The sequence below is a fragment of the Amycolatopsis sp. NPDC049159 genome (assembly GCF_040648295.1).
Classification (GTDB): Bacteria; Actinomycetota; Actinomycetes; order Mycobacteriales; family Pseudonocardiaceae; genus Amycolatopsis; species Amycolatopsis pretoriensis_A.
Window position 1 is genome coordinate 75,996 of the sequence record NZ_JBEZDL010000010.1, and the last position, 25,782, is coordinate 101,777.

Consider the following 25,782-nt stretch of genomic DNA (forward strand, 5'->3'; position numbering starts at 1 on the left):
GCCGACGACTCCCTGTTCCCCGAGGACCACCCATGTCGAGTGAAGACAAGCTCCGCTACTTCCTCAAGCGCGTCACCGCGGACCTGCACGACGTCCGCGCGCGGCTGCGTGAGGCCGAAGAGAAGGCCGGCGAGCCGATCGCGATCGTCGGCACCGCCTGCCGGTACCCCGGCGGGGCGGACACGCCCGAACGGCTGTGGGACCTGGTCGCCGCTGGGACCGACGCGATCTCCGGCTTCCCCGCCGACCGCGGCTGGGACACCGCGCGGCTCTACCGGCCCGGCGGCCCCCGGCCCGGGCACAGCTACGTCCGCGAGGGCGGGTTCCTCGCGGAGGCCGCGGACTTCGACCCCGAGTTCTTCGGGATCTCACCGCGTGAAGCCGTCGCCATGGACCCGCAGCAGCGGCTGCTCCTCGAGGTCGCGCACGAGGCGTTCGAGCGCGCCGGCCTGCCCGTCGACGGCCTGCGCGGCAGCCGCACCGGCGTGTTCGTCGGCGGCATGGCCCAGATCTCCGGCCCGTCCGAGGAGCAGATCGAGGCCCTGTCCGGGTACCTCCTCACCGGCAGTGCGGCCAGCGTGTTCTCCGGCCGGATCGCCTACACCTTCGGGCTCGAAGGCCCGGCGATCACCGTCGACACGGCGTGTTCGTCGTCGCTGGTCGCCCTGCACCTCGCGGCGCAGGCCCTGCGCGCGGGTGAGTGCACGCTCGCTCTCGCCGGCGGGGTCACCGTGATGACGACGCCCGAGGGGTTCGTCGAGTTCAGCCAGCAGAACGGGCTCGCGGCCGACGGCCGCTGCAAGGCGTTCGCCGAAGCCGCCGACGGCACCGCCTGGGGCGAGGGTGCCGGGATGCTCGTGCTGGAAAGGCTTTCCGACGCCCGCCGCCACGGCCACCCCGTGCTCGCCGTGCTGCGCGGCTCGGCGGTGAACTCCGACGGCGCGTCCAACGGCCTCACCGCGCCGAACGGCCCGTCGCAGCAACGGGTGATCCGGGCCGCGCTGGCCTCCGCGCGGCTGGCACCGTCCGATGTGGACGTCATCGAGGCGCACGGCACCGGGACTTCCCTGGGCGACCCGATCGAAGCCGAGGCGCTGCTGGCGACGTACGGCCAGGACCGCGACCGGCCGTTGTGGCTGGGCTCGCTGAAGTCCAACATCGGGCACACGCAGGCCGCTGCCGGGGTCGGCGGGGTGATCAAGGTGATCGAAGCGATGCGGCACGGCGTGCTGCCTCGCACGCTGCACGTCGACGCGCCCTCGTCGCACGTGGACTGGACGGCCGGGCAGGTCCGGCTGCTGACCGAAGCCGTGCCGTGGCCGGAAACCGGCGCGCCGCGGCGGGCCGGGGTGTCGTCGTTCGGGGTCAGCGGGACCAACGCCCACGTGCTCATCGAAGCGGTCCCGGCCGAGGCGGACGAACCGTCCTCGTCGCTGCCCGTGGTGCCGTGGGTGCTGTCGGCCAAGACCGGTCCGGCGCTGCGCGATCTCGCGCGTGCGCTGCGAAACCACGACGGTGACCCGGTCGACGTCGGCCGTGCGCTGGCCACCACGCGGTCGGTGCGCGAACACCGGGCCGTGGTCCTCGACGCCGCCGGGCTGGACGCGGTCGTCGACGGTGTCAGCGAGCCGGCCGACCCGGGCGACGTCGTCTTCGTGTTCCCCGGGCAGGGCTCGCAGTGGACCGGGATGGGCCGGGAGCTGCTCGGTTCCTCGCCGGTGTTCGCGGCGCGGATGGCCGAATGTGCTGCAGCGCTGTCGTCATTCGTGGATTGGGACCTGCTGGAGGCCCTCGACGGCGACCTGGAGCGGGTCGACGTCGTGCAGCCCGTGCTGTGGGCGGTCATGGTGTCGCTGGCGGAGGTGTGGCGCTCGTACGGTGTCGAGCCCGCCGCTGTGGTGGGGCATTCGCAGGGTGAGATCGCGGCCGCGGTGGTCGCGGGTGGACTGTCCCTTGAGGATGGTGCACGAGTGGTTGCCTTGCGGAGCAAGGCCATCCTGCGGCTGTCCGGACTGGGCGGCATGGTGTCGCTGGGCGCGCCCGTCGAGCGGGCGCGAGAGCTGATCGCGCCGTGGGACGGAAGGATTTCGGTCGCCGCGGTGAACGGCCCGTCGTCCGTGGTGGTGTCCGGTGAGTCCGGCGCTTTGGACGAGCTGCTGGCGTCGGTGGACGTCCGGGCGCGCCGGATCGCTGTCGACTATGCCTCTCACTCGGCGCAGGTCGAGTTGCTGGCCGACGAGCTGGCTTCCGTGCTGGCCGAGGTGAAGCCGCGCTCCGGGCGGATCCCGTTCGTGTCCGCGGTGACCGGGGAGGTGCTCCACACGGCGGAGCTGGACGCGGCCTACTGGTACCGCAACCTGCGTGAACCGGTCCGGTTCGACCAGGCCGTCTCGACCCTGCTCGGCCTGCGCGCGACCGTCTTCGTCGAGTGCAGCGCCCACCCCGTGCTCACCGTCGGCGTCGAAGAGACCATCGACGAGGCCGGGGCGGCCGCCGCCGCGGTCGGCACCCTCCGCCGGGGCGACGGCGGCCTGACCCGGGTCTTCACCTCGCTGGGCGAGGCGTTCGCCCGCGGTGCCGACGTCGGCTGGGCCGGGCTGTTCGCGGACACCGGCACCCGCCGCGTCACCCTGCCCACCTACCCGTTCCAGCGCGACCGCTACTGGTCCGAGGCCGCGCCCAGCCGTCGCCCGGCCGTCGACGACCTGCGCTACGAAGTCACCTGGCGGCTCGTCCCCGTCGAACCGTCCACTGTGGCGGGTACCTGGGTCGTGTGCGGCCCGGACGACGACCTCGCCGACCGCATCGCTCAAGGCCTCACCCGCCACGGCGCCGAGGTGATCCGCACGGCCGAACCCGGCGATGTCACCGGTGTCACCGGCATCATCGCCGTCGCCCCGGCCGGGCGGACTCCGGACCACCCGGACGTTCCTGCCGGGCTCGCCGCCGCGTTGGCCCTCGTGCACACCGACGTTCCCCTGTGGATGGTCACCCGCGGCGCGGTCTCGACCGGCGCCGCGGACCCGGTCACCGACCCGGAGCAGGCCCTCGTCTGGGGCCTCGGCCAGGTCGTCCGCCAGGAGCAGCCGAGCCGCTGGGGTGGCCTCGCCGACCTGCCCGCCGACACCGGCGACGCCACCGTCGACCTGTTCCTCGGCGCCCTGACCGGCCCGGAGGACGAACTCGCCGTCCGGCCCGACGGCGTCTTCGCCCGCCGTCTCACCCGGCCGGCCGCCACGAGCGTCCGGCGCACCTGGCGTCCCGAAGGCACCACGCTGATCACCGGCGGTACGGGCGCGCTCGGCGCCCACGTCGCCCGGCGGCTGGCCGCCCAAGGGGCCCCGCACCTGCTGCTCGTCAGCCGCAGTGGCCGTGCCGCCGAAGGCGCCGCGGAGCTGGCAGCCGAGCTGACCGGCCTCGGGTCCCGGGTCACCCTCGCCGCGTGCGACGCCGCCGACCGCGACGCGCTCGGCGCGCTGCTCGGCGACCTGCCCGCGGACGCGCCGCTGCGCGCGGTGGTCCACACCGCCGCCGTGCTCGACGACGCCGTGCTCGACGAGCTCACCCTCGACCAGGTCGGGCGCGTGCTGCGGGTCAAGGCCGAGGCCGCGCTCGCCCTGCACGAGCTGACCCGCGACCTCGACCTCGACGCGTTCGTGCTGTTCTCGTCCCTCGCCGGCACCTACGGCGGCGCGGGCCAGGGGAACTACGCTCCGGGAAACGCTTTCCTCGACGCGTTCGCGCGCTACCGCCGCGGCCTCGGGCTGCCGGCGACGTCGATCGGCTGGGGCCACTGGGCGGGCGGCGGCATGGCCGAGGGCGGCCTGGAGACGCGGCTGCGGCAGCGGGGGGTCCCGCCGATGCCGCCGGAGCTGGCCCTCGACGGCCTGCAGCGGGTCCTCGACCTCGACGACACGGCCGTCGTCGTCGCCGACGTCGACTGGACGGCCGCGCAGGAGCCCGGGCGGCTGCTCGCCGACCTGCTCCCGCGCACCGGGACCGACGCCGCCGAGCCCGGCCTCGCGGGTCTGGCGCCGGGGGAGCGGGACCGGCGGCTGCTCGAGATCGTGCGCACGCAGATCGCCGCCGTGCTCGGGTTCGCCGAGCCGGACCGGATCGACCCGGCCCGCGCCCTCCGTGACCTGGGGTTCGACTCGCTGACCGCGGTCGAGCTGCGCAACAAGCTCGGCGCCGCGGTCGGCCTGAAACTGCCCGCCACGCTCGTTTTCGACCACCCGAGCCCGGCCGCGCTGGTCGGCCACCTCGCGTCGCACTTCGGCGGCGCGACCGCTACCACCGAACTCGTCGAGCGCGGTGCGGCCGACGAGCCGATCGCGATCGTCGCGATGAGCTGCCGCTTCCCCGGCGGCGTCGGCTCGCCCGAAGACCTCTGGGACCTCCTGGCCGAAGGCCGGGACACGGTCGCGCCCTTCCCGGCGGACCGCGGCTGGGACGTCGATGCCGTGTACGACCCCGACCCGGAAACCCCGGGCCGGTCCTACGTCCGGCACGGGTCCTTTGTGGACGACGTGACCGGTTTCGACGCCGCGTTCTTCGGGATCAGCCCGCGCGAGGCCCTCGCGATGGACCCGCAGCAGCGGCTGCTGCTGGAGACGTCGTGGGAGGCGTTCGAACGCGCCGGGCTCGACCCGTCGGCGTTGCGCGGCAGCCGGGTCGGCGTGTTCGTCGGCACCAACGGCCAGGACTACGGCACCCTGCTGATGAACGCCCGCGACCAGGTCGAGGGCTACCTCGGCACCGGCAGCTCGGCGAGCGTCTTTTCCGGCCGCGTCGCGTACGCGCTGGGCTTGGAAGGACCGGCGGTCACCGTCGACACGGCGTGTTCGTCGTCGCTGGTGGCACTGCACCTGGCGGCGCAGGCGCTGCGCTCGGGTGAGTGTTCGCTGGCACTGGCCGGCGGTGTGACGGTGATGTCGACGCCGATCGGGTTCGTCGAGTTCTCGCGGCAGCGCGGCTTGGCCACCGACGGCCGCTGCAAGCCGTTCGCGGCCGCCGCCGACGGCACCGCCTGGGGCGAGGGCGCCGGGCTCCTACTGGTGGAAAGGCTTTCCGACGCCCAGCGGCTCGGCCACCCGGTGCTCGCCGTGCTGCGCGGTTCCGCGGTGAACTCCGACGGCGCGTCGAACGGGCTGACCGCGCCGAACGGGCCGTCGCAGCAGCGGGTGATCCGGGCCGCCTTGGCCACGGCGGGACTGACGCCGTCCGATGTGGACGTCGTCGAGGCCCATGGAACCGGGACTCGCCTGGGAGATCCCATCGAGGCGCAAGCGCTGCTGGCCACCTACGGGCAGGACCGGGCGGAGCCGTTGTGGCTCGGTTCGGTGAAGTCGAACCTCGGGCACACCCAGGCGGCGGCCGGGGTCGCCGGGGTGATCAAGGTGGTCGAGTCGTTGCGGCACGGTGTGCTGCCCCGGACGTTGCACGTCGATTCGCCGTCGTCCCAAGTGGACTGGTCGGCGGGTTCGGTTCGGCTGCTGACGGAGTCGGTTGCTTGGCCCGCATCCGACCGGGTACGGCGGGCTGGGGTGTCGTCGTTCGGGATCAGCGGGACCAACGCGCACATCGTGCTGGAGGAAGCGCCCCGTACCGCCGACCCGGCCGAGACGTTCTCCGGTGCCGTGGTGCCGTGGCTGGTTTCTGCGCGGACCGAGGAAGGCCTGCGGGCGCAGGCTTCCCGGCTGCTGTCGTTCCTCGAAACCGGTCCGGATCTCGTCGCGACCGCGCGGACGCTCGCCACGGGCCGGGCGCCGCTCGAATGCCGGGCGGTCGTGCTCGCCGCGGACGTCGAGGGCTTCCGCCGCGGGCTGGCCGGGCTCGCCGAGGGACGGCCCGTCGCCGAAGTGGTCCGACCCGGGGGCGTCGGCAAGGTCGCTTTCCTGTTCTCCGGTCAGGGTTCGCAGCGCGTCGGGATGGGCCAGGAGCTGTACGAGGCCTTCCCGGTCTACGCGGCGGCGTTCGACGCGGCGTGCGCGCACCTGGACCCGCGGCTTCGCGGCTTCCTCGGCTCGGCCGAGACCGAGTTCGCCCAGCAGGGCATCTTCGCACTGGAAGTCGCACTGTTCCGGCTGCTGGAGTCGTGGGGTGTCCGGCCGGACTTCGTCGCCGGCCATTCGGTGGGTGAGATCGCGGCGGCGCACGTCGCCGGGATCCTGTCGCTGGAAGACGCTTGCGCGCTGGTTTCGGCGCGAAGCCGGTTGATGCAGGCGCTGCCACCGGGTGGTGTGATGATCGCGGTCCAGGCGTCCGAAGAGGACATCGAGCTTCCTGCCGGTGTGTCGCTTGCCGCGGTGAACGGCCCGGACTCGGTGGTGCTGTCCGGCGTGGAAGCCGCGGTGACCGAGTACGCGTCGACGTTCGCGAAGACCAAGCGGCTCACCACGAGCCACGCGTTCCACTCGGAACTGATGGAGCCGATGCTGGCCGAGTTCGCCGCGGCGATCGACGGGCTGGTGTGCGCCGAACCGGTCATCCCGTTCGTGTCCACTGTGGACGATTTGGTGGTGACGCCGGGGTATTGGGTGCGGCAGGTGCGGGAGCCGGTCCGGTTCGCCGAGGCCGTCGATCGGCTGCGGGCTTCGGGGGTGACCGGGTTCGTCGAGCTGGGCCCGGACGCGGTGCTGACGCCGATGGTCGACGGGGCGATCCCGACCCTCGTCGCCGGCCGCCCGGAGGAGAGCGGCGTCCTGACCGCGCTCGCCCACCTCGACGTCGGCTGGGCGCGGGTGGTGGGCGCCGGTCCGATCCGCACGGATCTGCCGACGTACGCGTTCCAGCACGAGCGGTTCTGGCTGGACGCGGCCGCCGAGGGGCAGCCCGGCACGCTCGGCCACCCCCTGCTCAGCGCGGCGGTGGAGCTGCCCGAATCCGGCGGCCAGGTGCTCACGGGCGTCCTGTCGACGCGGAAGTCGCCGTGGCTGGCGGGCCACGCGGTGCACGGCACGGTCATCCTGCCCGGCACGGCGTTCGTCGAACTCGCCCTCCGCGCGGGTGCCGAAGCCGGTTGCGGGACTCTGGAGGAGCTGACGATCGCGGCACCGCTCGCGCTGACGGAACCGGTACGCGTCCAGGTGGCGATCGGTTCGGCCGACGACACCGGCCGCCGTCCGGTCACCGTCCACTCGCGACGTGACTCCGAGCCGTGGACGCGGCACGCGACCGGCACCCTGTCCGACAGCGCTTCGGCGGCCGAGGAGCTCGGCGAGTGGCCGCCGCCCGGAGCGTCCGAAGTGGACGTGACGGACCTGTACCAGGGCTTCGAAGACCGGGGCTTCACGTACGGCCCGACGTTCCAGGGACTGCGATCCGCGTGGCTCCACGAAGGTTCGGTGTTCGCGGAGGTGGCCCTGCCGGCCGCCGACCACGACGCGGCGGCCCGCTTCGGCGTGCACCCGGCGTTGCTGGACGCGGCCCTGCACGGCCTGGGCCTGGGCGGCCTCCTCCCCGACGACGGCCAGGGCCGCCTCCCGTTCACGTGGACGGGAGTGACCCGCCACAGTTCGGGCGCGGCGTCGCTGCGGGTGCGGCTGACGCCGATCGAGCCGGGCACGGTGTCCCTGACGGTCGCGGATGGTGAGGGCCGGCCGGTGCTGACGGTGGCATCGCTGGTGCTGCGTCCGGTGCTCCCGCAGGTGAGCGACGCGCTGTTCCGCCTGGAGTGGCGCGAGGCCGAGCCCGGTACGGCGGCGGTGTCGCCGGTGTTCTCCCCGGTCGAACCGGCGGACGTCCGCACGACGACGGCGACGGTCCTGGCGGCGATCCGCGCGTGGCTGTCCGGCGACCGCGATGGCGAGCTGGTGTTCGTGACCAGGGGAGCGGTCGCGGCGGCGGACGGCGACGAGGTGCCCGACCTGCCCGCGGCGGCGGCGTGGGGCCTGGTCCGCGCCGCCCGGACGGAGCACCCGGGCCGCTTCCGCCTGCTGGACCTCGACGACTCCCCGTCCCCGGAGCTGCTGCCGGACGGCGAGCCGGAGCTGGCGGTCCGCGCTGGGCGGCTGTTGGTCCCGCGCATCGCCAGGGGCACAGCGCCAAGCCTCGACCTGCCCCCGGGCGACTGGCAGCTGGTGGTGACCGCCCCAGGCACGGTCGACGGCATCACAGCGGTCCCGCTCCCCGCGGCGGCGGGCACTGTGACGGGCCCCGCGGGTTCGCTCGGCACCGGCGCGGACATCACCTCGCACCGCGAGGCCGCAAGCCCGGCGGGTTCGCTCGCCGAGGGTGCGGATGCCACCCGCTCCGCGCCGCTCGTCGCCGGGGAGGTGCGTGACGTGACCCGCCTTGCGCCGCTCGTCGCCGGGGAGGTGCGTGACGTGACCCGCCTTGCGCCGCTCGTCGCCGGGGAGGTGCGTGGCGTGACCCGCTCCGCGCCGCTCGTCGCCGGGGAGGGTGCGGATGCCACCCGCCCCGTGCCGCTCGTCGCCGCCGAGGGTGCGGATGCCACCCGCTCCGCGCCGCTCGTCGCCGGGGAGGTGCGTGACTCCACCCGCCCCGCGCCGCTCGTCGCCGGGGAGGGTGCGGATGCCACCCACCCCGCACCGCTCGCCCCCGGCGAAGTGCGCGACGCCTCCCACCCCGCACCGCTCGTCGCCGGGGAGGTGCGTGACTCCACCCGCCCCGCGCCGCTCGCCGCCGGGGAGGTGTGTGACTCCACCCGCCCCGCGCCGCTCGCCCCCGGTGAAGTGCGCGTCGCCGTCCGGGCCGCCGGGGTCAACTTCCGTGACCTCCTCAACGTCCTCGGCCGCTACCCCGGCGGTCCCGTCCCGCTCGGCCAGGAAGCCGCCGGTGTGGTCACCGAAACCGGCCCCGGCGTCACCACCCTCCACCCCGGCGAGCGCGTCTTCGGCCTCTTCCCCGGCACCTTCGCCACCCACGCCACCACCGACCACCGCCTTCTCAAACCCCTTCCCGCCGGCTGGAGCTTCGCCCAAGCCGCGACCACTCCCGTCGCCTTCCTCACCGCCTACTACGGCCTCGTCGAGCTCGCCGAGCTCAAGCCCGGCGAGTCCGTCCTCATCCACGCGGCCGCCGGTGGGGTCGGGATGGCCGCCGTGCAGGTCGCGCGGTACCTCGGCGCCGAGGTCTACGCCACCGCCAGTCCCGGCAAGCACGCCGCCGTCGACGTCGAGGCGAGCCACCTGGCCTCCTCGCGCACCCTCGAGTTCGCCGAGCGCTTCCCCCGGATGGACGTCGTCCTCAACTCGCTGACCGGCGAGTTCATCGACGCCTCCCGGAAGCTCCTCGCCGACGGCGGCCGGTTCCTCGAGATGGGCAAGACCGACGTCCGCGAGGCACCGGGCTACCGCGCCTTCGACCTCGCCGAAGCCGGGGCCGAGCGGCTCGGCCGGATGCTCACCGAAGTCCTGGAGCTCTTCGCCGCCGGCCACCTGCGGCCGCTCCCGGTGCGCGCGTGGGACATCCGGCGCACGCCGGACGCCCTGCGCTTCCTGAGCCAGGCCAAGCACATCGGGAAGCTCGCCCTGACCGTCCCGCGCGCGCTCGACCCGGACGGCGTCGTCCTGATCACCGGCGGCACCGGTGCGCTCGGGGCCGCGCTGGCCCGGCACCTCGTCCGCGGCGGTGCCCGGCACGTCGTGCTCGCCAGCCGGCGCGGGATGGCCGCGCCCGGTGCGCGGGAACTCGCCGCCGAGCTGCCCGAGGTGACGATCGCCGCGTGCGACGTCGCCGATCGGGACGCCGTGGCCGAGCTGGTCGAGACGCTGCCGCTCACCGCGGTCGTGCACGCCGCCGGCGTGCTGGCCGACGCGACCGTCGACCGGCTCACCGACGACGACCTCGCGGCCGTCCTGGCCCCCAAAGCCGACGGCGCGCGGCACCTGCACGAGCTGACCCGCGACGCCGACCTCGCCGCCTTCGTGCTGTTCTCCTCGGTGTCCGGTCTCGCGGGCACCGCCGGCCAAGGCGCGTACGCGGCCGCCAACGCCTACCTCGACGCGCTCGCGGCCCACCGCCGGGCCGCCGGCCTGCCGGGCACCTCGATCGCCTGGGGCGCTTGGGAAACCGGCATGGCCGGAGAACTCGCTGAGGCCGACCGGGCCCGGATGAGCCGCTCCGGCCTGCTGCCACTGTCCACGGAGGACGGATTGGGCCTGTTCGACGCGGCGGTCGCGGACGCGGCGAGCCTGCTCGTCCCCATGCGGCTCGACCCGGCGGCCCTGCGCGGCGACGACGTCCCGCCGCTGCTGCGCGGGCTCGTCCGGGCGCGGGCGCCGCGCACGACCCAGGCGGCCGACGCCGCCGGGCTGGTGCGGCGGCTGGGCGGGCGGACCCCGGCCGAGCAGGACGGGATCGTGCTCGACCTGGTCCGCGAGGCGATGGCCGCCGTGCTCGGGCACGCCGACGGCACCGGCGTCGACCCCGGTCGCGGGTTCCTGGACGTCGGCTTCGACTCGCTGACCGCGGTCGAGCTCCGCAACCGGCTCGCCACCGCGACCGGGCTGCGACTGCCGTCCACCCTGGTCTTCGACCACGCTTCACCCGCCGAGCTCGCGGCGCACCTGCGCGGCGAACTCACCGGCGCCGAGCCGGACGCGGACCGGCTGCTGTCCGAAGTGGACAGCCTGGAAACCCGCCTGCTGGCCGCCGAGCTGGACGACGCCGCGCGGGCGGCCGTGCACGGCAGGCTCCGGACGCTGCTGGCCAAGTGGTCCGGCACCGCGCGGGCCGCCACCGTCCCGGACCGCCTCGCCACGGCGTCCGCGGACGACCTCTTCGACTTCATCGACAACGCACTGGGGAGCTGACGGTGTCCAACGAGGACCGGCTGGTCGAGTACCTCCGGCGGGTGACCGCCGAACTGCAGCAGACGCGCACGCGCCTGCAGGAGGTCGAGTCCGGCGAACCCGAGCCGATCGCCGTCGTCGGCATGAGCTGCCGGTACCCCGGTGGCGTGGCGTCGCCCGACGACCTGTGGGACCTGGTGCGGGACGGCCGCGACGCCGTCACACCGTTCCCGGCGGACCGCGGCTGGGACCTCGCCGCACTGTCCGATCCGGACGGTCGCGGCACGAGTACCGCGGCCGCCGGCGGTTTCCTCGACGACGTCGCCGGGTTCGACGCGGACTTCTTCGGCATCTCGCCGCGCGCCGCTCTCGCGATGGACCCGCAGCAGCGGATCCTGCTCGAATCGGCGTGGGCGCTGTTCGAGGACGCCGGCGTCGACCCGGCGGGCCTGCGCGGCGGCCGCACCGGCGTGTTCGTCGGCGCGTCCTCCTCCGGCTACGGCAGCGGCTGGTCCGTGGCCCCCGAGGGGCTCGAAGGCCACCTGCTCACCGGCAACGCGGGCAGCGTGATCTCCGGCAGGCTGGCCTACCAGTTCGGCCTCGAAGGCCCCGCGGTCACAGTGGACACGGCGTGCTCGTCGTCGCTGGTCGCGCTGCACCTCGCCGCCCAGGCCCTGCGCGCGGGCGAATGTTCGCTCGCGCTCGCGGGCGGGGTCATGGTGCTGGCCTCGCCGACGTTGTTCGTCGAGTTCAGCCGCCAGCGCGGGCTGGCCGCGGACGGGCGGTGCAAGTCCTTCGCCGCCGCCGCGGACGGCACCGGCTGGGCCGAAGGCGTCGGCCTGCTCCTGCTGGAACGGCTGTCCGACGCCCGCCGCAACGGTCACGACGTCCTCGCCGTGGTCCGCGGTTCCGCGGTCAACCAGGACGGCGCGAGCAGCGGTCTCACCGCCCCCAACGGCCCGTCGCAGCAACGGGTCATCCGCGACGCGCTGGCCGGGGCCCGGCTCGCACCGTCCGATGTGGACGCGGTCGAGGCACACGGCACCGGCACCCGGCTCGGCGACCCGATCGAAGCGCAGGCCGTGCTGGCCACCTACGGCCGCGACCGGCCGCACCCGCTGTGGCTGGGCTCGCTGAAGTCGAACATCGGGCACGCCCAGTCCGCCGCCGGTGTCGGCGGCGTGATCAAGATGATCCAGGCCCTGCGCCACGGCGTGCTGCCGAAGACGCTGCACGTCGACGAGCCGACCCCGCACGTCGACTGGACGGCCGGGAACGTCCGGCTGCTCACCGAGCCGGTGCCGTGGCCCGAGACCGGGCGGCCGCGCCGGGCGGGCGTGTCGTCGTTCGGGATGAGCGGCACGAACGCCCACGTCATCCTCGAGCAGGCCCCGGCGGCCGAACCGGCCGGGCTGACCGCGTTGCCGGTCACGCCGGTGCTGCTGTCCGCGCGGACCGCGTCCGCCTTGCGCGAGCAGGCCGAACAATTATCCACTGTGGACGCGGATCTGCCGGAGCTGGCGGCCGCGCTGGCCACGCGGGGCGGGCTGGACCACCGGGCCGTCGTGGTCGCCGGCTCGCAGGACGCGCTTCGGGCGGCGTTGCGCGAGTTCGACGTCATCCAGGGCGAACCCGGCGGCAAGACGGCGTTCCTGTTCACCGGCCAGGGTTCGCAGCGGGCCGGGATGGGCCGCGAGCTGTACGGGGCGTTCCCGGCCTACGCGGCAGCCTTCGACGCCGTGTGCGCACACCTCGACCCGCGGGTACGAGAGCTTTCGGGGTCGGCGGAGACGGAACTCGCCCAGCAGGCCATCTTCGCCCTCGAAGTCGCGCTCTACCGGCTGCTGGAGTCGTGGGGGGTGCGGCCCGACCTGCTCCTCGGGCACTCGGTGGGCGAGATCGCGGCCGCGCACGTCGCCGGTGTGCTCTCCCTCGAAGCCGCCTGCACGCTCGTCGCCGCGCGGGGCCGCCTGATGCAGGCCCTGCCCGAAGGCGGCGCGATGCTCGCCGTGCAGGCCTCGGAAGCCGAAGTCCTGCCGCTGCCCGAAGGTGTTTCACTGGCCGCGGTGAACGGCCCGGACTCGGTGGTGCTGTCCGGGGTCGCCGAAGCGGTCGAAGCGGTCGCCGCGAAGTTCGCGAAGACCAAGCGGCTCAAGACCAGTCACGCCTTCCATTCCGCGCTGATGGAACCGATGCTCGCCGAGTTCCGCACCGTCCTCTCCGGACTTTCCTACGCCACCCCGGCGATCCCGCTCGTGTCCACTGTGGAAGAGGACGCGGCCTGGGACGCGGACTACTGGGTCCGCCAGGTGCGGCAGCCGGTCCGGTTCCACGACGGCGTCGAGCGGCTGCGCGCCCAGGGCGTCACCGTCTTCGCCGAGCTGGGCCCGGCCGCGGTCCTCGCCCCGCTCACCGACGGCGCCGTCCCGCTGCTGCGCGCCGACCGGCCCGAGGCCGCGACGCTGATCCGCGGCCTGAGCACCCTGCACGTCCACGGCACGGCCGTCGACTGGCCGTCGTTCTTCGGTGGCGCACGACGCCTTCCGCTGCCGCACTACCCGTTCGAGCACGAGCGGTTCTGGCTGGCCTCGCCCGTCGCGCCCGGCGACGTCACCGCCGCCGGGCTCACCCACCCCGACCACCCGCTGCTCGGGGCCGCGCTGGCGCTGGCCGACGGCGACGGCTTCCTGTGCACCGGCCTGCTTTCGCCGCGGTCGCACCCCTGGCTCGCCGACCACGTGGTGCTCGGCTCGACGCTGGTGCCGGGCACGGCGTTCGTGGAGCTCGCCCTGCGCGCCGCCGAGCAGGCCGGCTGCGACGGCATCGGCGAACTCACCCTCGAAGCGCCGCTCACCCTCCCGGACAGCGGCGTCGAGGTCCAGATCGCCGTCGGCGCCCCCGGCGCCACGCGCACCCTGCGGATCTACTCGCGCCCGGCCGGTTCGGCGTTCGACGAGCCCTGGACCCGGCACGCCACCGGCACGCTGACCAGCGGAAACCGGCTCGCGACCAGCGCGGTCGAGTGGCCGCCCGCGGGTGCCGAACCCGTCGACGTCGACGACCTCTACACCCGGTTCGGCGACCGCGGCTTCGGCTACGGCCCGGCGTTCCAGGGCCTGCGCGCGGCCTGGCGGCGGGGAACCGACGTCTTCGCCGAAGTGCACCTGCCCCTGGACAACGCGGGGAAGTTCGCGCTGCACCCGGCGTTGCTCGACAGTGCGCTGCACGCGATGGCGCTCGGCGTCCTCCCGGACACCGGTGCGGGCCGGGTGCCGTTCAGCTGGACCGGTGTGACGGTGCCCGCGCGCGGCCGCTCGACCCTGCGTGTCCGGCTGTCGGCCACCGGTCCCGAGACGATCACGCTGGTGGCCAGCGACGAAGCCGGGGAGCCGGTCGTCGCGGTCGAGGCGCTGACCGTGCGGCCCGTGGCGGTGCCGCGGCAGTCGCTGTTCGCCCTCGACTGGCCGCAGTTGCCGCCGGGCGGCACGGCCGAAGACATCCGGCCGGCGTTCCTGACCGTCGACGCCGGTACGGATCCCGCCGCGGTGCACGCTGAGACCGCGCGGGTGCTCGCCGAGCTGCAGGACTGGCTCGCCGCGGATCCCGCGCCGGACGAGCGCCTGGTCGTCGTGACGCGGGGCGGGGGCGACCTCGTGGGTGCGGCCGTGGGCGGTCTGGTCCGGGCCGCGCAGGCCGAGCACCCCGAGCGGTTCGTGCTGGTGGACACCGACGACGTCGAGGGGCTGACCCGGTTCCCGGCCGGCGAGCCGCAGTTCGCGGTCCGCGAGGGCCGGGTGTTCGTGCCCCGCCTGACCCGCGCCGCCGTGCCGGCGGCCGATTTCCCTTCGTGGGAAACGGTTCTCGTCACCGGCGGCACCGGCGCGCTCGGCACCGCGCTCGCCCGGCACCTCCTCGACCGGGGCGTCGGACGCGTCGTCGTCGCGGGTCGCCGCGGTCCGGCCGCCCCCGGGGCGGCGGCCCTCACCGAGCTGGGTGCCGAGGTCGTGGCCTGTGACTTCACCGACCGGGACGCCGTTTCGGCGCTGGCCGGCTCGCTGCCCGGGCTCTCGGCGGTGGTGCACGCCGCCGGAGTGCTCGACGACGGCGTCCTCACTTCGCTGACACCGGAGCGGCTCGAGGCCGTGCTGCGGCCGAAGGTGGACGCGGCCTGGCTGCTGCACGAACTCGTTCCCGACGCGCACCTCGTCCTGTTCTCGTCGGTCGCGGGCGTCTTCGGCGCGGCCGGCCAGGCGAACTACGCTGCCGCCAACGCCTACCTGGACGCGCTGGCGGACCACCGCCGCGCCGCCGGTCTCCGGTGCAGCTCGATGGCCTGGGGTGCTTGGGAAACCGGCATGGCCGACGGCCGCGCCGGACTGTCCATCGAGGACGGTCTCGCGCTGTTCGACGCAGCGTTGTCCGCGGATCAGGCGGTCACCCTGCCCGTGCGACTGGACCTCGCGGCCTTGCGCGGCGGTCCGGTGCCGGCGTTGTTGCGCGGTCTCGTGCGCACCCCGGCCCGGCGCGTCCGCCCGGTTTCGTCGTTCGGCGACCGGCTGGCCGCCGCACCCGCGGCCGAGCGCGAGACGTTGCTGCTGGACCTGGTGCGGACGGAAGCGGCGGCCGTGCTCGGGCACGAGCCGGGTGCCCGCGTCGACGCCACGCGTGCGTTCAGCGACCTCGGCTTCGACTCGCTGACCGCGGTCGAGCTGCGCAACCGGCTCGCCGAGGCGACCGGGCTCCGGCTGTCGTCGACGCTCGTCTTCGACCACCCCGGCGCGGACGCGCTGGCCGCGTACCTCGGCGCGGAGCTGCTGGGCACCTCGGTTTCGGAAGTTGCGGCGACGGTCGTCCCGGCCGACGAGCCGATCGCGATCGTGGGCATGAGCTGCCGGTACCCCGGCGGCGTCGCCTCGCCGGACGACCTGTGGCGGCTGGTCGCGGAAGGCCGCGACGGCATCGGGTTCTTCCCGGAAGACCGCGGCTGGAACGTAGAACACAGCACCGACCCGGAGCGTTCGGGCACGACCTACACCCGTGAAGGCGGGTTCCTCTACGACGCCGCCGAGTTCGACGCGGCGTTCTTCGGGATCTCGCCGCGCGAGGCGCTGGCGATGGACCCGCAGCAGCGGTTGCTGCTGGAGACGTCGTGGCAGGCGTTCGAACACGCGGGCATCGCGCCGGATTCGCTGCGGGGCAGCCGGACCGGCGTCTTCGCCGGCTTGATGTACCACGACTACGGCGCCCGGCTGACGACCGCACCGGCGGACGTCGAAGGTTTCCTCGGGATCGGGAACTCCGGCAGTGTCCTTTCCGGACGGATTGCGTACTCGTTCGGACTGGAAGGCCCGGCGGTCACGGTGGACACGGCGTGTTCGTCGTCGCTGGTCGCGTTGCACCTGGCTTCGCAGGCGCTGCGGTCGGGCGAGTGTTCGCTCGCGCTGGCCGGGGGTGTCACGGTGATGGCGACCCCGGCGACGTTCGTCGAGTTCTCGCGCCAGCGCGGACTCTCGACCGACGGGCGGTGCAAGTCGTTCGCCGCCGCGGCCGACGGCACCGGGTGGGGTGAAGGCTCCGGCGTCCTCGTTCTGGAACGCCTGTCCGACGCCCGGCGCAACGGGCACCGCGTGCTCGCGGTGGTCCGCGGTTCGGCGGTCAACTCCGACGGTGCGTCGAACGGCTTGACGGCGCCGAACGGGCCGTCGCAGCAGCGGGTGATCCGCGCTGCGTTGGCGACTGCGGGTTTGACACCGTCCGATGTGGACGTCGTCGAGGCGCACGGCACCGGTACTCGACTCGGGGATCCCATCGAGGCCCAGGCTGTGCTCGCCACCTACGGGCAGGATCGCGCGGAGCCGCTGTGGCTCGGGTCGATCAAGTCGAACATCGGCCACACGCAGGCCGCGGCGGGGGTCGCGGGTGTGATCAAGATGGTGCAGGCCCTGCGGCACGGGGTCTTGCCGAAGACACTGCACGTCGACGAGCCGACCCCGCACGTCGAGTGGACCGACGGTGCGGTTCGGCTGCTCACGGAGTCCGTCGAGTGGCCGGCTTCCGGCCGGCCTCGGCGGGCCGGCGTGTCGTCCTTCGGGATCAGTGGGACCAACGCGCACGTGGTGCTGGAAGAGGCTCCTGATGCCGTGGTCGCGTCGGCCGGGCTGCCGGTCGTGCCGTGGGTGCTCTCGGCCAAGTCGCCGGCTGCTCTTCGTGAGCAGGCACGACGGCTGATTGCGGCGCCGGAGCAGCCGGTCGAGGCGGTGGCTCGCACGTTGGCCACCGGACGCGCGGCGCTGGACCACCGGGCTGCGGTCGTCGGTGCGGACCGGGCCGAACTGCTGCGCGGGCTCGAGGCCGTGGCGGCGGGGTCGGGTGCCCACGTTGGACAGGCCGAGAGCGGCAAGGTCGCGTTCCTGTTCACCGGGCAGGGTTCGCAGCGGGCCGGGATGGGCCGGGAGTTGTACGAGACCTTCCCGGTCTACGCGGCTGCTTTCGACGCTGCCTGCGCCTATCTCGACCCGCGGGTCAAGGAACTCTCCGGGGCAGCGGATACCGATCTCGCGCAGCAAGGCATCTTCGCTCTCGAAGTGGCTCTCTTTCGCTTGGTGGAATCGTGGGGTGTCCGGCCCGACGTCGTCGTGGGGCATTCGGTGGGCGAGATCGCGGCGGCACACGTCGCCGGGGTGCTGAGTCTCGAAGACGCGGCCACGCTGGTCGCGGCGCGGGGGCGGTTGATGCAGGCGCTGCCCGAGGGTGGCGTGATGATCGCGGTGCAGGCGTCCGAAGCGGACATCAAGTTGCCGGGGGGTGTTTCCCTGGCTGCGGTGAACGGGCCGGACTCGGTGGTGCTGTCGGGCGAGGAAGCTGCCGTGACCGAGTACGCGTCGACGTTCGCGAAGACCAAGCGGCTCAACACGAGTCACGCTTTCCATTCGGCACTGATGGAGCCGATGCTGGCCGAGTTCGCGGCGGCCATCGACGGGCTCGCCATGGCCGAACCGGTCATCCCCTGGGTGTCCACTGTGGAAGGCGACGGCTCGGGCTACTGGGTGCGTCAGGTCCGGGAGTGTGTCCGGTTCGCTGATGCGGTCGCGGCCACGGACGCGCGGACGTTCGTCGAGATCGGGCCGGACGCGGTGCTGAGCGCGATGGTCGACGGTGCCGTTCCGGTGCTGCGGGCCGGTCGCGCCGAAGTCGCGTCGGCGATGTCCGCGTTGGCCCGGCTGTACGTCAGCGGGGTTACGCCGCGGTGGTCGGCCGTGTTCGCCGAATCGACTCCCGTCGATTTGCCCGGTTACGCCTTCGAGCGCAGCCGGTACTGGCTCGACGCCGGTCCGGCCGCGGGGGACGTGACGGCGCTCGGCCAGTCCGCGCCCGGGCACCCGCTGCTGGGCGCGGCCGTCGAGCTGCCCGACGCGGGGACGGTGTTCACGGGTTCGCTTTCGGCCCGGACGGTGCCGTGGCTGGCCGAGCACGAGGTGCTCGGCACGCCGTTGCTGCCGGGTTCGGCGTTCGCGGAACTGGCGTTGCGCGCGGGCGCGGAACTGGGCTGGCCGGTCGTCGACGAACTGACATTGGGCGCGCCGCTCGTCCTGCGCGGCGAGGTCGCTCTTCGCGTGGCGGTGGGATCCGATCGCACGGTGACCATCCACTCACGACAGTCCGATGAGGACGTTTGGACGCTGCACGCCACCGGCAAGGTGAGCGCGGAAGCCGTCGAAGGGGAAGACCTCACCGAATGGCCGCCCGCGGTCGCGGTGCCGCTGGACGACCTCTACGACCGCGCCGCGGAACAGGGTTTCGGTTACGGACCTGCGTTCCAGGGCCTGCGGGCGGCTTGGCGGGACGGCGAGACGGTGTACGCCGAGGTCGCGCTGCCGTCGGAGTACGCGCCGGAGGACTACGGCCTCCACCCGGCCCTGCTCGACGCGGCTCTGCACGGACTCGGCCTCGGCGGCTTCGTCGACGGCCCGCACCTGCCGTTCTCGTGGACGGGCGTGTCCCTGACGGCGGCCGGTGCGGCTGCCCTACGCGTCCGCATCCAGCCCGCGGGCCCGGACGCGGTGACACTGACCCTCGCCGATGAGACCGGCCGCGCGGTGGCGAGCGTGCGCTCGCTGGCCTTGCGCCCGGTGGCGGCTGCGCAGGTCACGCATCCCCTGTACCGCCTGGACTGGGTCCCGGCCGACGTCACCGAGCCGGTGCCGGTGGTCGCCGTCGAGTGGGAGTCGTGTGACCTGGCCGAGGCGGTGGCGAACGCTCTCGAGCTGGTGCGGAACTGGCTCGCCGACGAGCGCTCCGCCACGGCCCGCCTGGTCGTCGTGACCCGGGGTGCCGTGGCGACGCGGCCGGGGGAGGACATCACCGACCTGGCTGCCGCCGCGGCTCGCGGCCTGCTGCGGACCGCGCAGCTGGAGCACCCGGGCCGGTTCGTGCTGGCCGACCTCGGCCCGGACGACGAGCTGCCCGCGTTGCCCGGCGAGCCGGAAGCCGCGGTCCGGAACGGCCGCGTCCTCGTGCCGCGACTGGCCCGCGCCGAAGCGGCCGGCGACCCCGTGCGGATCGCCGGCCCGCGGGGAACGGTCCTGATCACCGGCGGCACGGGTGCCCTCGGCGCGGCCATCGCGCGCCGGCTCGCGGAGCAGGGGACCGGGCGCCTGGTGCTCACCTCCCGCCGCGGCCTCGACGCGCCCGGGGCCGAGGACCTCGTCGCCGAGCTGGAAGCCGCCGGTGCGAAGGTCACCGTGGTCGCGTGCGACGTCGCCGACCGGGCGGCCGTGGCGGACCTGGTCAAGACGCTGCCCCCGACCGCGGTGGTGCACGCGGCCGGCGTCCTCGACGACGGCCTCCTCGCCACCCAGGACCCGGCCCGCCTCGCCGCGGTGCTCGCCCCGAAGGCCGATGCGGCCCGGCACCTGCACGAGCTGGCCCCGGACGCGAACCTGGTGCTCTTCTCCTCGGTCGCGGGCGGCTTCGGCAGCGCGGGGCAAGCGGGGTACGCGGCAGCGAACGCCTACCTCGACGCACTCGCCACCCACCGCGCGGCCCACGGTCTCCCGGGCCGATCGCTGGCCTGGGGCCCATGGCTGGACGGCGGCATGGCCGCCGAGCTCGCAGCGACCGAGCGGCGCCGCATCGAGGGCGGCGGCGTGGGTGCGGTTGATGCCGAGGCCGAGGCCCGCCGTTTTGACGGTGGTGGTCTGCGTGCGGTTGATACCGCGGCCGAGGGTGGTGGCGATACCGCGGCCCGGGTCGTGGCGGCCGAGGGCGGCCGGGCCGAGGGTGGTGGTGGTACCGCTGCTCGGGTCGTGGCGGCCGGGGGCGGCCGGATCGAGGGTGGTGGTGGTACCGCTGCCCGGGTTGCTGCGGCCGAGCGGCGTCGGGTCGAGCGCAGTGGTGTGCGTCCGGTCGATACCGAGGCCGAGGGCCGCCGGATCGAGCGCAGTGGCGATACCGCGGCCCAAGTCGCCGCAGCTGAGCGCCGCCGGATCGAGCGCAGTGGTATGCGCTCGATCGATACCGAAACCGGGCTGGCGATGTTCGACGCCGCCCTCTCGCACGCCGAACCCGTGCTCTGGCCGGTGCTGCTCGACCACGCCGGCCTGCGGGCCCGGGGCGAGCACCTCCCGCCGATCCTGCGCGGGCTCGTCCGGGTGCCGATCCGGCGGGCCGCCTCGGCACCTCGCACCGAGAACCTCCTCGAGGTCGTCCGGGCGGAGGCAGCCGCCGTGCTCGGGCATGCGTCGGCCGCCGCGGTCGATGCTGGGCAGGCGTTCTCCGAGCTGGGGTTCGACTCGCTGACCGCCGTCGAGCTGCGCAATCGGCTCGACGCCGTCACCGGGCTGCGGCTCGCCGCGACCGTCGTGTTCGACTACGCCACCCCCGCCGCGCTCGCCGAGCACCTCGAAGCCGAGCTGACCGGGGAACGCGCGGACTCGGAAGCGCCGGTGATCGCGGCCGTCGACGAGCCCATCGCCATCGTCGGCATGAGCTGCCGCTACCCGGGCGGCGTCACCAGCCCCGACGACCTCTGGCGCCTGGTCGCGGAAGGCCGTGACGGGATCGGCGAGTTCCCGGCCGACCGCGGCTGGGAACTCGAGTACGACCCCGACCCCGAGCGCACCGGCACGACCTACACCCGCGAGGGCGGATTCCTCTACGACGCGGCGGAATTCGACGCGGCGTTCTTCGGGATCAGCCCCCGCGAAGCCCTCGCCATGGACCCGCAGCAACGGCTGCTGCTCGAGACGTCGTGGGAAGCCTTCGAGAGCGCCGGAATCGACCCGGGTTCGCTGCGCGGCAGCCGGACCGGTGTCTTCGCCGGTCAGATGTACCACGACTACGGCGCCCGCCTGACCACCGTGCCCGAGGGCGTCGAAGGGTTCGTCGGCATCGGCAACTCCGGCAGTGTCCTTTCCGGACGCGTCGCGTACTCGTTCGGGCTCGAAGGCCCGGCCGTCACCGTCGACACGGCGTGCTCGTCGTCCCTGGTCACCCTGCACCTCGCCGCCCAGGCGCTGCGGCAGGGGGAGTGCTCGCTCGCGCTCGCCGGCGGGGTCACGGTGATGGCGACGCCGGCGACGTTCGTCGAGTTCAGCCGTCAGCGCGGCCTGGCACCGGACGGTCGCTGCAAGCCCTTCGCGGCCGCCGCCGACGGCACCGGCTGGTCGGAAGGCGTCGGGGTCCTCGTGCTGGAACGGCTGTCCGACGCCCGGCGCAACGGCCACCACGTACTCGCCGTCGTGCGCGGGTCCGCGGTCAACTCCGATGGCGCGTCCAATGGTTTGACCGCGCCGAACGGACCCTCGCAGCAGCGGGTGATCCGGGCGGCGCTGGCGACCGCGGGGCTCGAACCGTCCGATGTGGACGTCGTCGAAGCGCACGGCACCGGCACCCGCCTCGGCGACCCCATCGAGGCTCAAGCGGTGCTCGCCACCTACGGGCAGGGCCGGGAAACCCCGCTGTGGCTCGGGTCGATCAAGTCCAACCTCGGCCACACCCAAGCGGCCGCGGGGGTCGCGGGCGTGATCAAGATGGTGCAGGCGCTGCGCCACGGCGTACTCCCCAAGACCCTGCACGTCGACGAGCCGACCCCGCACGTCGACTGGACCACCGGTGCCGTCCGGCTCCTCACCGAACCGGTCAGCCTGCCGGAAGGGGTCCGGCGGGCCGCGGTGTCGTCGTTCGGGATCAGTGGCACCAACGCCCACGTCATCCTCGAAGCCGGTCCGGCACCTGCCGAAACGGCCGTCCCGGCGCACCCGTGCCCGCCCGTCGTGCTCACCGCCAAGTCACCGGCCGCCCTGCGCGCGCAGGCGAGCCGGCTGCGCGCGCACCTGGCCGGCCACCCGCTCCCGGCCGTGGCGCACGCGCTGGTCACCACGCGGGCGCAGCACGCCCACCGCGCCGTCGTCGTCGGCGACGTCGAGGCCGGGCTGGCCGCGCTCGGCCGTGGCGAACCCGGCGTCGTCACCGGCGCCGTCGTGCCGGACGGCCGGACCGCGTTCCTCTTCACCGGCCAGGGCTCGCAGCGGCCGGGCATGGGACGTGAGCTGTACGAGGCGTTCCCGGTCTTCGCGGAAGCGTTCGACGCGGTTTGCGCGCACCTCGACCCGCGGCTGAAGACCGTTCTCGACACCCCCGAACTCGATCGCACCGAGTTCGCGCAACAGGCGATCTTCGCGCTGGAGGTCGCGCTGTTCCGGCTCCTGGAAGCGTGGGGCGTCCGGCCCGACGTCGTCCTGGGCCACTCGGTCGGGGAGATCGCGGCCGCGCACGTCGCCGGGGTGCTGAGCCTCGAAGACGCGGGCACGCTCGTGGCCGCGCGCGGTCGATTGATGCAGGAACTCCCCGAGGGCGGCGTGATGATCGCCGTCCAAGCGTCCGAAGTGGACATCCGGTTGCCGGACGGCGTCTCCCTGGCCGCGGTCAACGGACCGGACTCGGTGGTGCTCTCCGGTGAGGAAGACGCGGTCACCGAGTACGCGGCGACGTTCGCCAAGACCAAGCGGCTCAACACCAGTCACGCCTTCCACAGTGGACTCATGGAGCCGATGCTCGAAGAGTTCCGAGAGGTCGTCGAGGGCCTGACCTTCGCCGACGCCGTCATCCCGATCGTGTCCACAGTGGAGGACGGCGACCCGGCCACGGCGGCGCACTGGGTCCGTCAGGTCCGCGAGCCGGTCCGGTTCCACGACGGCCTGCGCGCCACCGGTGCCACGGACTTCCTGGAACTCGGCCCCGATGGCGTGCTGAGCGCGATGGTCGGCGACGGCGAGGCCGTCCCGACGCTGCGTGCCGGCCGGCCGGAGGTGGAAACGCTGCTCACCGCGCTGGCCCGGCGGTACGTCCGGGGTGGCGCGGTCGACTGGGCCGCCGGCTTCGGCCCCGGCGGCGGGCACGTCGACCTGCCCTCCTACGCCTTCCAGCGCGAGCGGTTCTGGCTGGCCGCCGCGCCGACCGGCGACGTCACCTCGGCGGGCCTGGCCGCGACCGGCCACCCGCTGCTCGCGGCGGTCGTGCCGCTGGCGGACGAAGACGGTGTCCTCGGCACGGCCCGGCTCTCGCCGCGGACGCACCCGTGGCTGGCCGACCACACCGTCGGCGGCACCACGCTGCTGCCGGGCACCGCGCTGCTGGAGCTCGTGCTGCGGACCGCGGCAGAAGCCGGCTGTGACGTCGTCACGGAGCTGACCCTGGAAGCGCCGCTCGTGGTGCCGGAGCAGGGCGTTCAGGTGCAGGTCACGGTCGGTGCTCCCGAAGCCGGCGCGCGGCCGGTGCGGGTCCACGCCCGCCGGGACGCGGCCGAGCCGTGGACCCGGCACGCCGAGGGCACGGTCAGCGAGGGCGCCAGGCCCGCGGTGGCCTTGACCGAGTGGCCGCCCGCCGGTGCCGAACCGGTCGCGGTCGACGACGTCTACCCGCGGTTCGCCGAGGCCGGGTTCGGCTACGGGCCGGCGTTCCAGGGCCTGCGGGCCGCGTGGACGCGGGGCGAGGAGCTGTTCGCGGAGGTCGGCCTGCCCGACGTCCCGGCGGGATTCCTGCTGCACCCGGCGCTGTTCGACGCGGCCCTCCACACGGCGGCGCTGCGAGGCGACGGCACCGCGAAGCTGCCGTTCGCCTGGACCGGCGTGCACCTCACGGCGACCGGGGCGACGAGCCTGCGGGTCCGGCTCACCCCGGTGCCGGAGGGGTTCGCACTCGCCTTGGCCGACGGGACGGGTGCTCCGGTGGGGGGCGTCGACGTGCTGGCCCTGCGGCCGTTCTCGGCCGAGGGCCTCGGCGTGCGCGACGCGCTGTTCCGCGTCGACTGGGTCCCGGCGGCGGTCACCGAGCCGCCGTTCACGACGTGCGAGGTGCGCGGAGACGATCCCGACCTGGTCAGTGCCCTGGAGCGGTCCGGTGCCGAGGTCGTGAGTGGGAAACAGGGTTCCAACCCTGGTTCCCGCTCACGACCGGAGGTGGTGTTCCTGCCGGTGCCACGGCTCGAAGGCGCGGTGCCGGACGTGGTGCGGGAGACCGTCACGAGCGTGCTGGACACCGTGCGGGAGTGGGTGGCCGGGGACGGGGCGCGGCTGGTCATCGTGACCCGCGGGGCCGTCGCCACCCGGCCTGGCGAAGACGTGCCGGACCTCGCCGCGGCCGCGGTGTGGGGCTTGCTGCGCTCCGCGCAGGCCGAGCACCCGGACCGGTTCGCGCTGCTCGACCTGGACGACCCGGGCGCCGTGCCGGTGCCGACCGGGGAACCGCAGGCGGCGGTCCGCGACGGCGGTCTCCTGGTGCCCCGGCTGGCCCGCGTCCGCGCCGGCGACGGCGAAGTCCCGGCGACCGGCGGAACCGTTCTGGTCACCGGCGGGACGGGAGCGCTCGGCGCGGCCGTCTCGCGCCACCTGGCCACCCGCGGGGCCGAACACCTCGTGCTGGTCAGCCGACGCGGCGAGGCCGCGCCGGGGGCCCCCGAACTGGCCGCCGAGCTGCGCGAACTCGGCGCGGACGTCACGCTCGCCGCGTGCGACCTCGCCGACCGGGACGCGGTGGCCGCGCTGCTCGCGGAACACCCCGTCACGGCGGTGGTGCACGCCGCCGGGGTGCTCGCGGACGGTGTCGTCGAGACCCTCACGCCGAAGCAGGTCGAGACCGTGCTGCAGGCCAAGGCCGACGCCGCCTGGCACCTGCACGAGCTGGCCGGCGACGTCACGGAGTTCGTCCTGTTCTCCTCGGCCGCGGGCACCCTCGGCACGCCGGGGCAGGCCAACTACGCGGCCGCGAACGCGTTCCTCGACGCGCTCGCCGCCCACCGCCGCGCGGCGGGCCTGCCCGCGCAGTCCCTCGCGTGGGGCCTGTGGGCGGACGGCATGGGCGACGGCGAACGCCGGGGCGGCGTCACCGCACTGTCCACTAAGGACGGACTGGCGCTGTTCGACGCGGCTCGCGCGGACGGCGGCGCGACGCTCGTCCCGATGCGGCTCGACCTCACGGTGCGCGGCGAAGTGCCCGCGCTGCTCAAGGGTCTCGTGCGGGCCCCGGCCCGCACGGCCGCACCCGCGCAGCTGCGGGAACGCCTGGCCGCGGTGCCCGAAGCCGGGCGGCTCGACGTGCTCGTCGGGTTCGTCCGCGCCCACGTGGCGGCCGTGCTCGGGCACGCCGACCCGGACGCCGTCCCGCCCCGGCAGGCGTTCCGCGACCTCGGCTTCGACTCGCTCACCGCGGTCGAGCTGCGCAACCGGATCGGCGCCGAAACCGGCCTGCGGCTTCCCCCGACGCTGGTGTTCAGCTACCCGGACGCGACCGCGCTCGCGACGCACCTGGAAGCCGAGCTGCACGTCGAACCGGCCGAGCCCGACCTGGCCGCCGTGCTCGCGGCGATCCCGGTGGACCGGCTGCGGGAAGCCGGACTGCTCGACGCGGTGCTGCGGCTCGCCGACCCGGCCGCCGGTCTCACCCGAACCGCCGAACCCGCCGAAGCCTCGATCGACGCCATGGACGTGGACGACCTCGTCTCCCTGGCCCTCGATCTTCCCTGACCAGA

At 74.4% G+C, this 25,782-nt stretch carries 2 protein-coding genes; both read left to right on the top strand.

Translation table 11 applies throughout. The features are described from left to right. Positions 1 to 32: 32 nt before the first annotated feature. Entirely contained in the window at positions 33 to 10,778 is a 10,746-nt protein-coding gene (locus AB0B33_RS19945; RefSeq protein ID WP_360773677.1) for an SDR family NAD(P)-dependent oxidoreductase, read from the top strand. A 2-nt stretch (positions 10,779 to 10,780) separates the two neighbouring features. Further along, the gene (locus AB0B33_RS19950) at positions 10,781 to 25,777 is read left to right on the top strand and encodes a type I polyketide synthase (RefSeq protein ID WP_360773680.1); all 14,997 of its coding nucleotides are present in this window, start codon (positions 10,781 to 10,783) and stop codon (positions 25,775 to 25,777) included. Positions 25,778 to 25,782 lie beyond the last annotated feature (5 nt).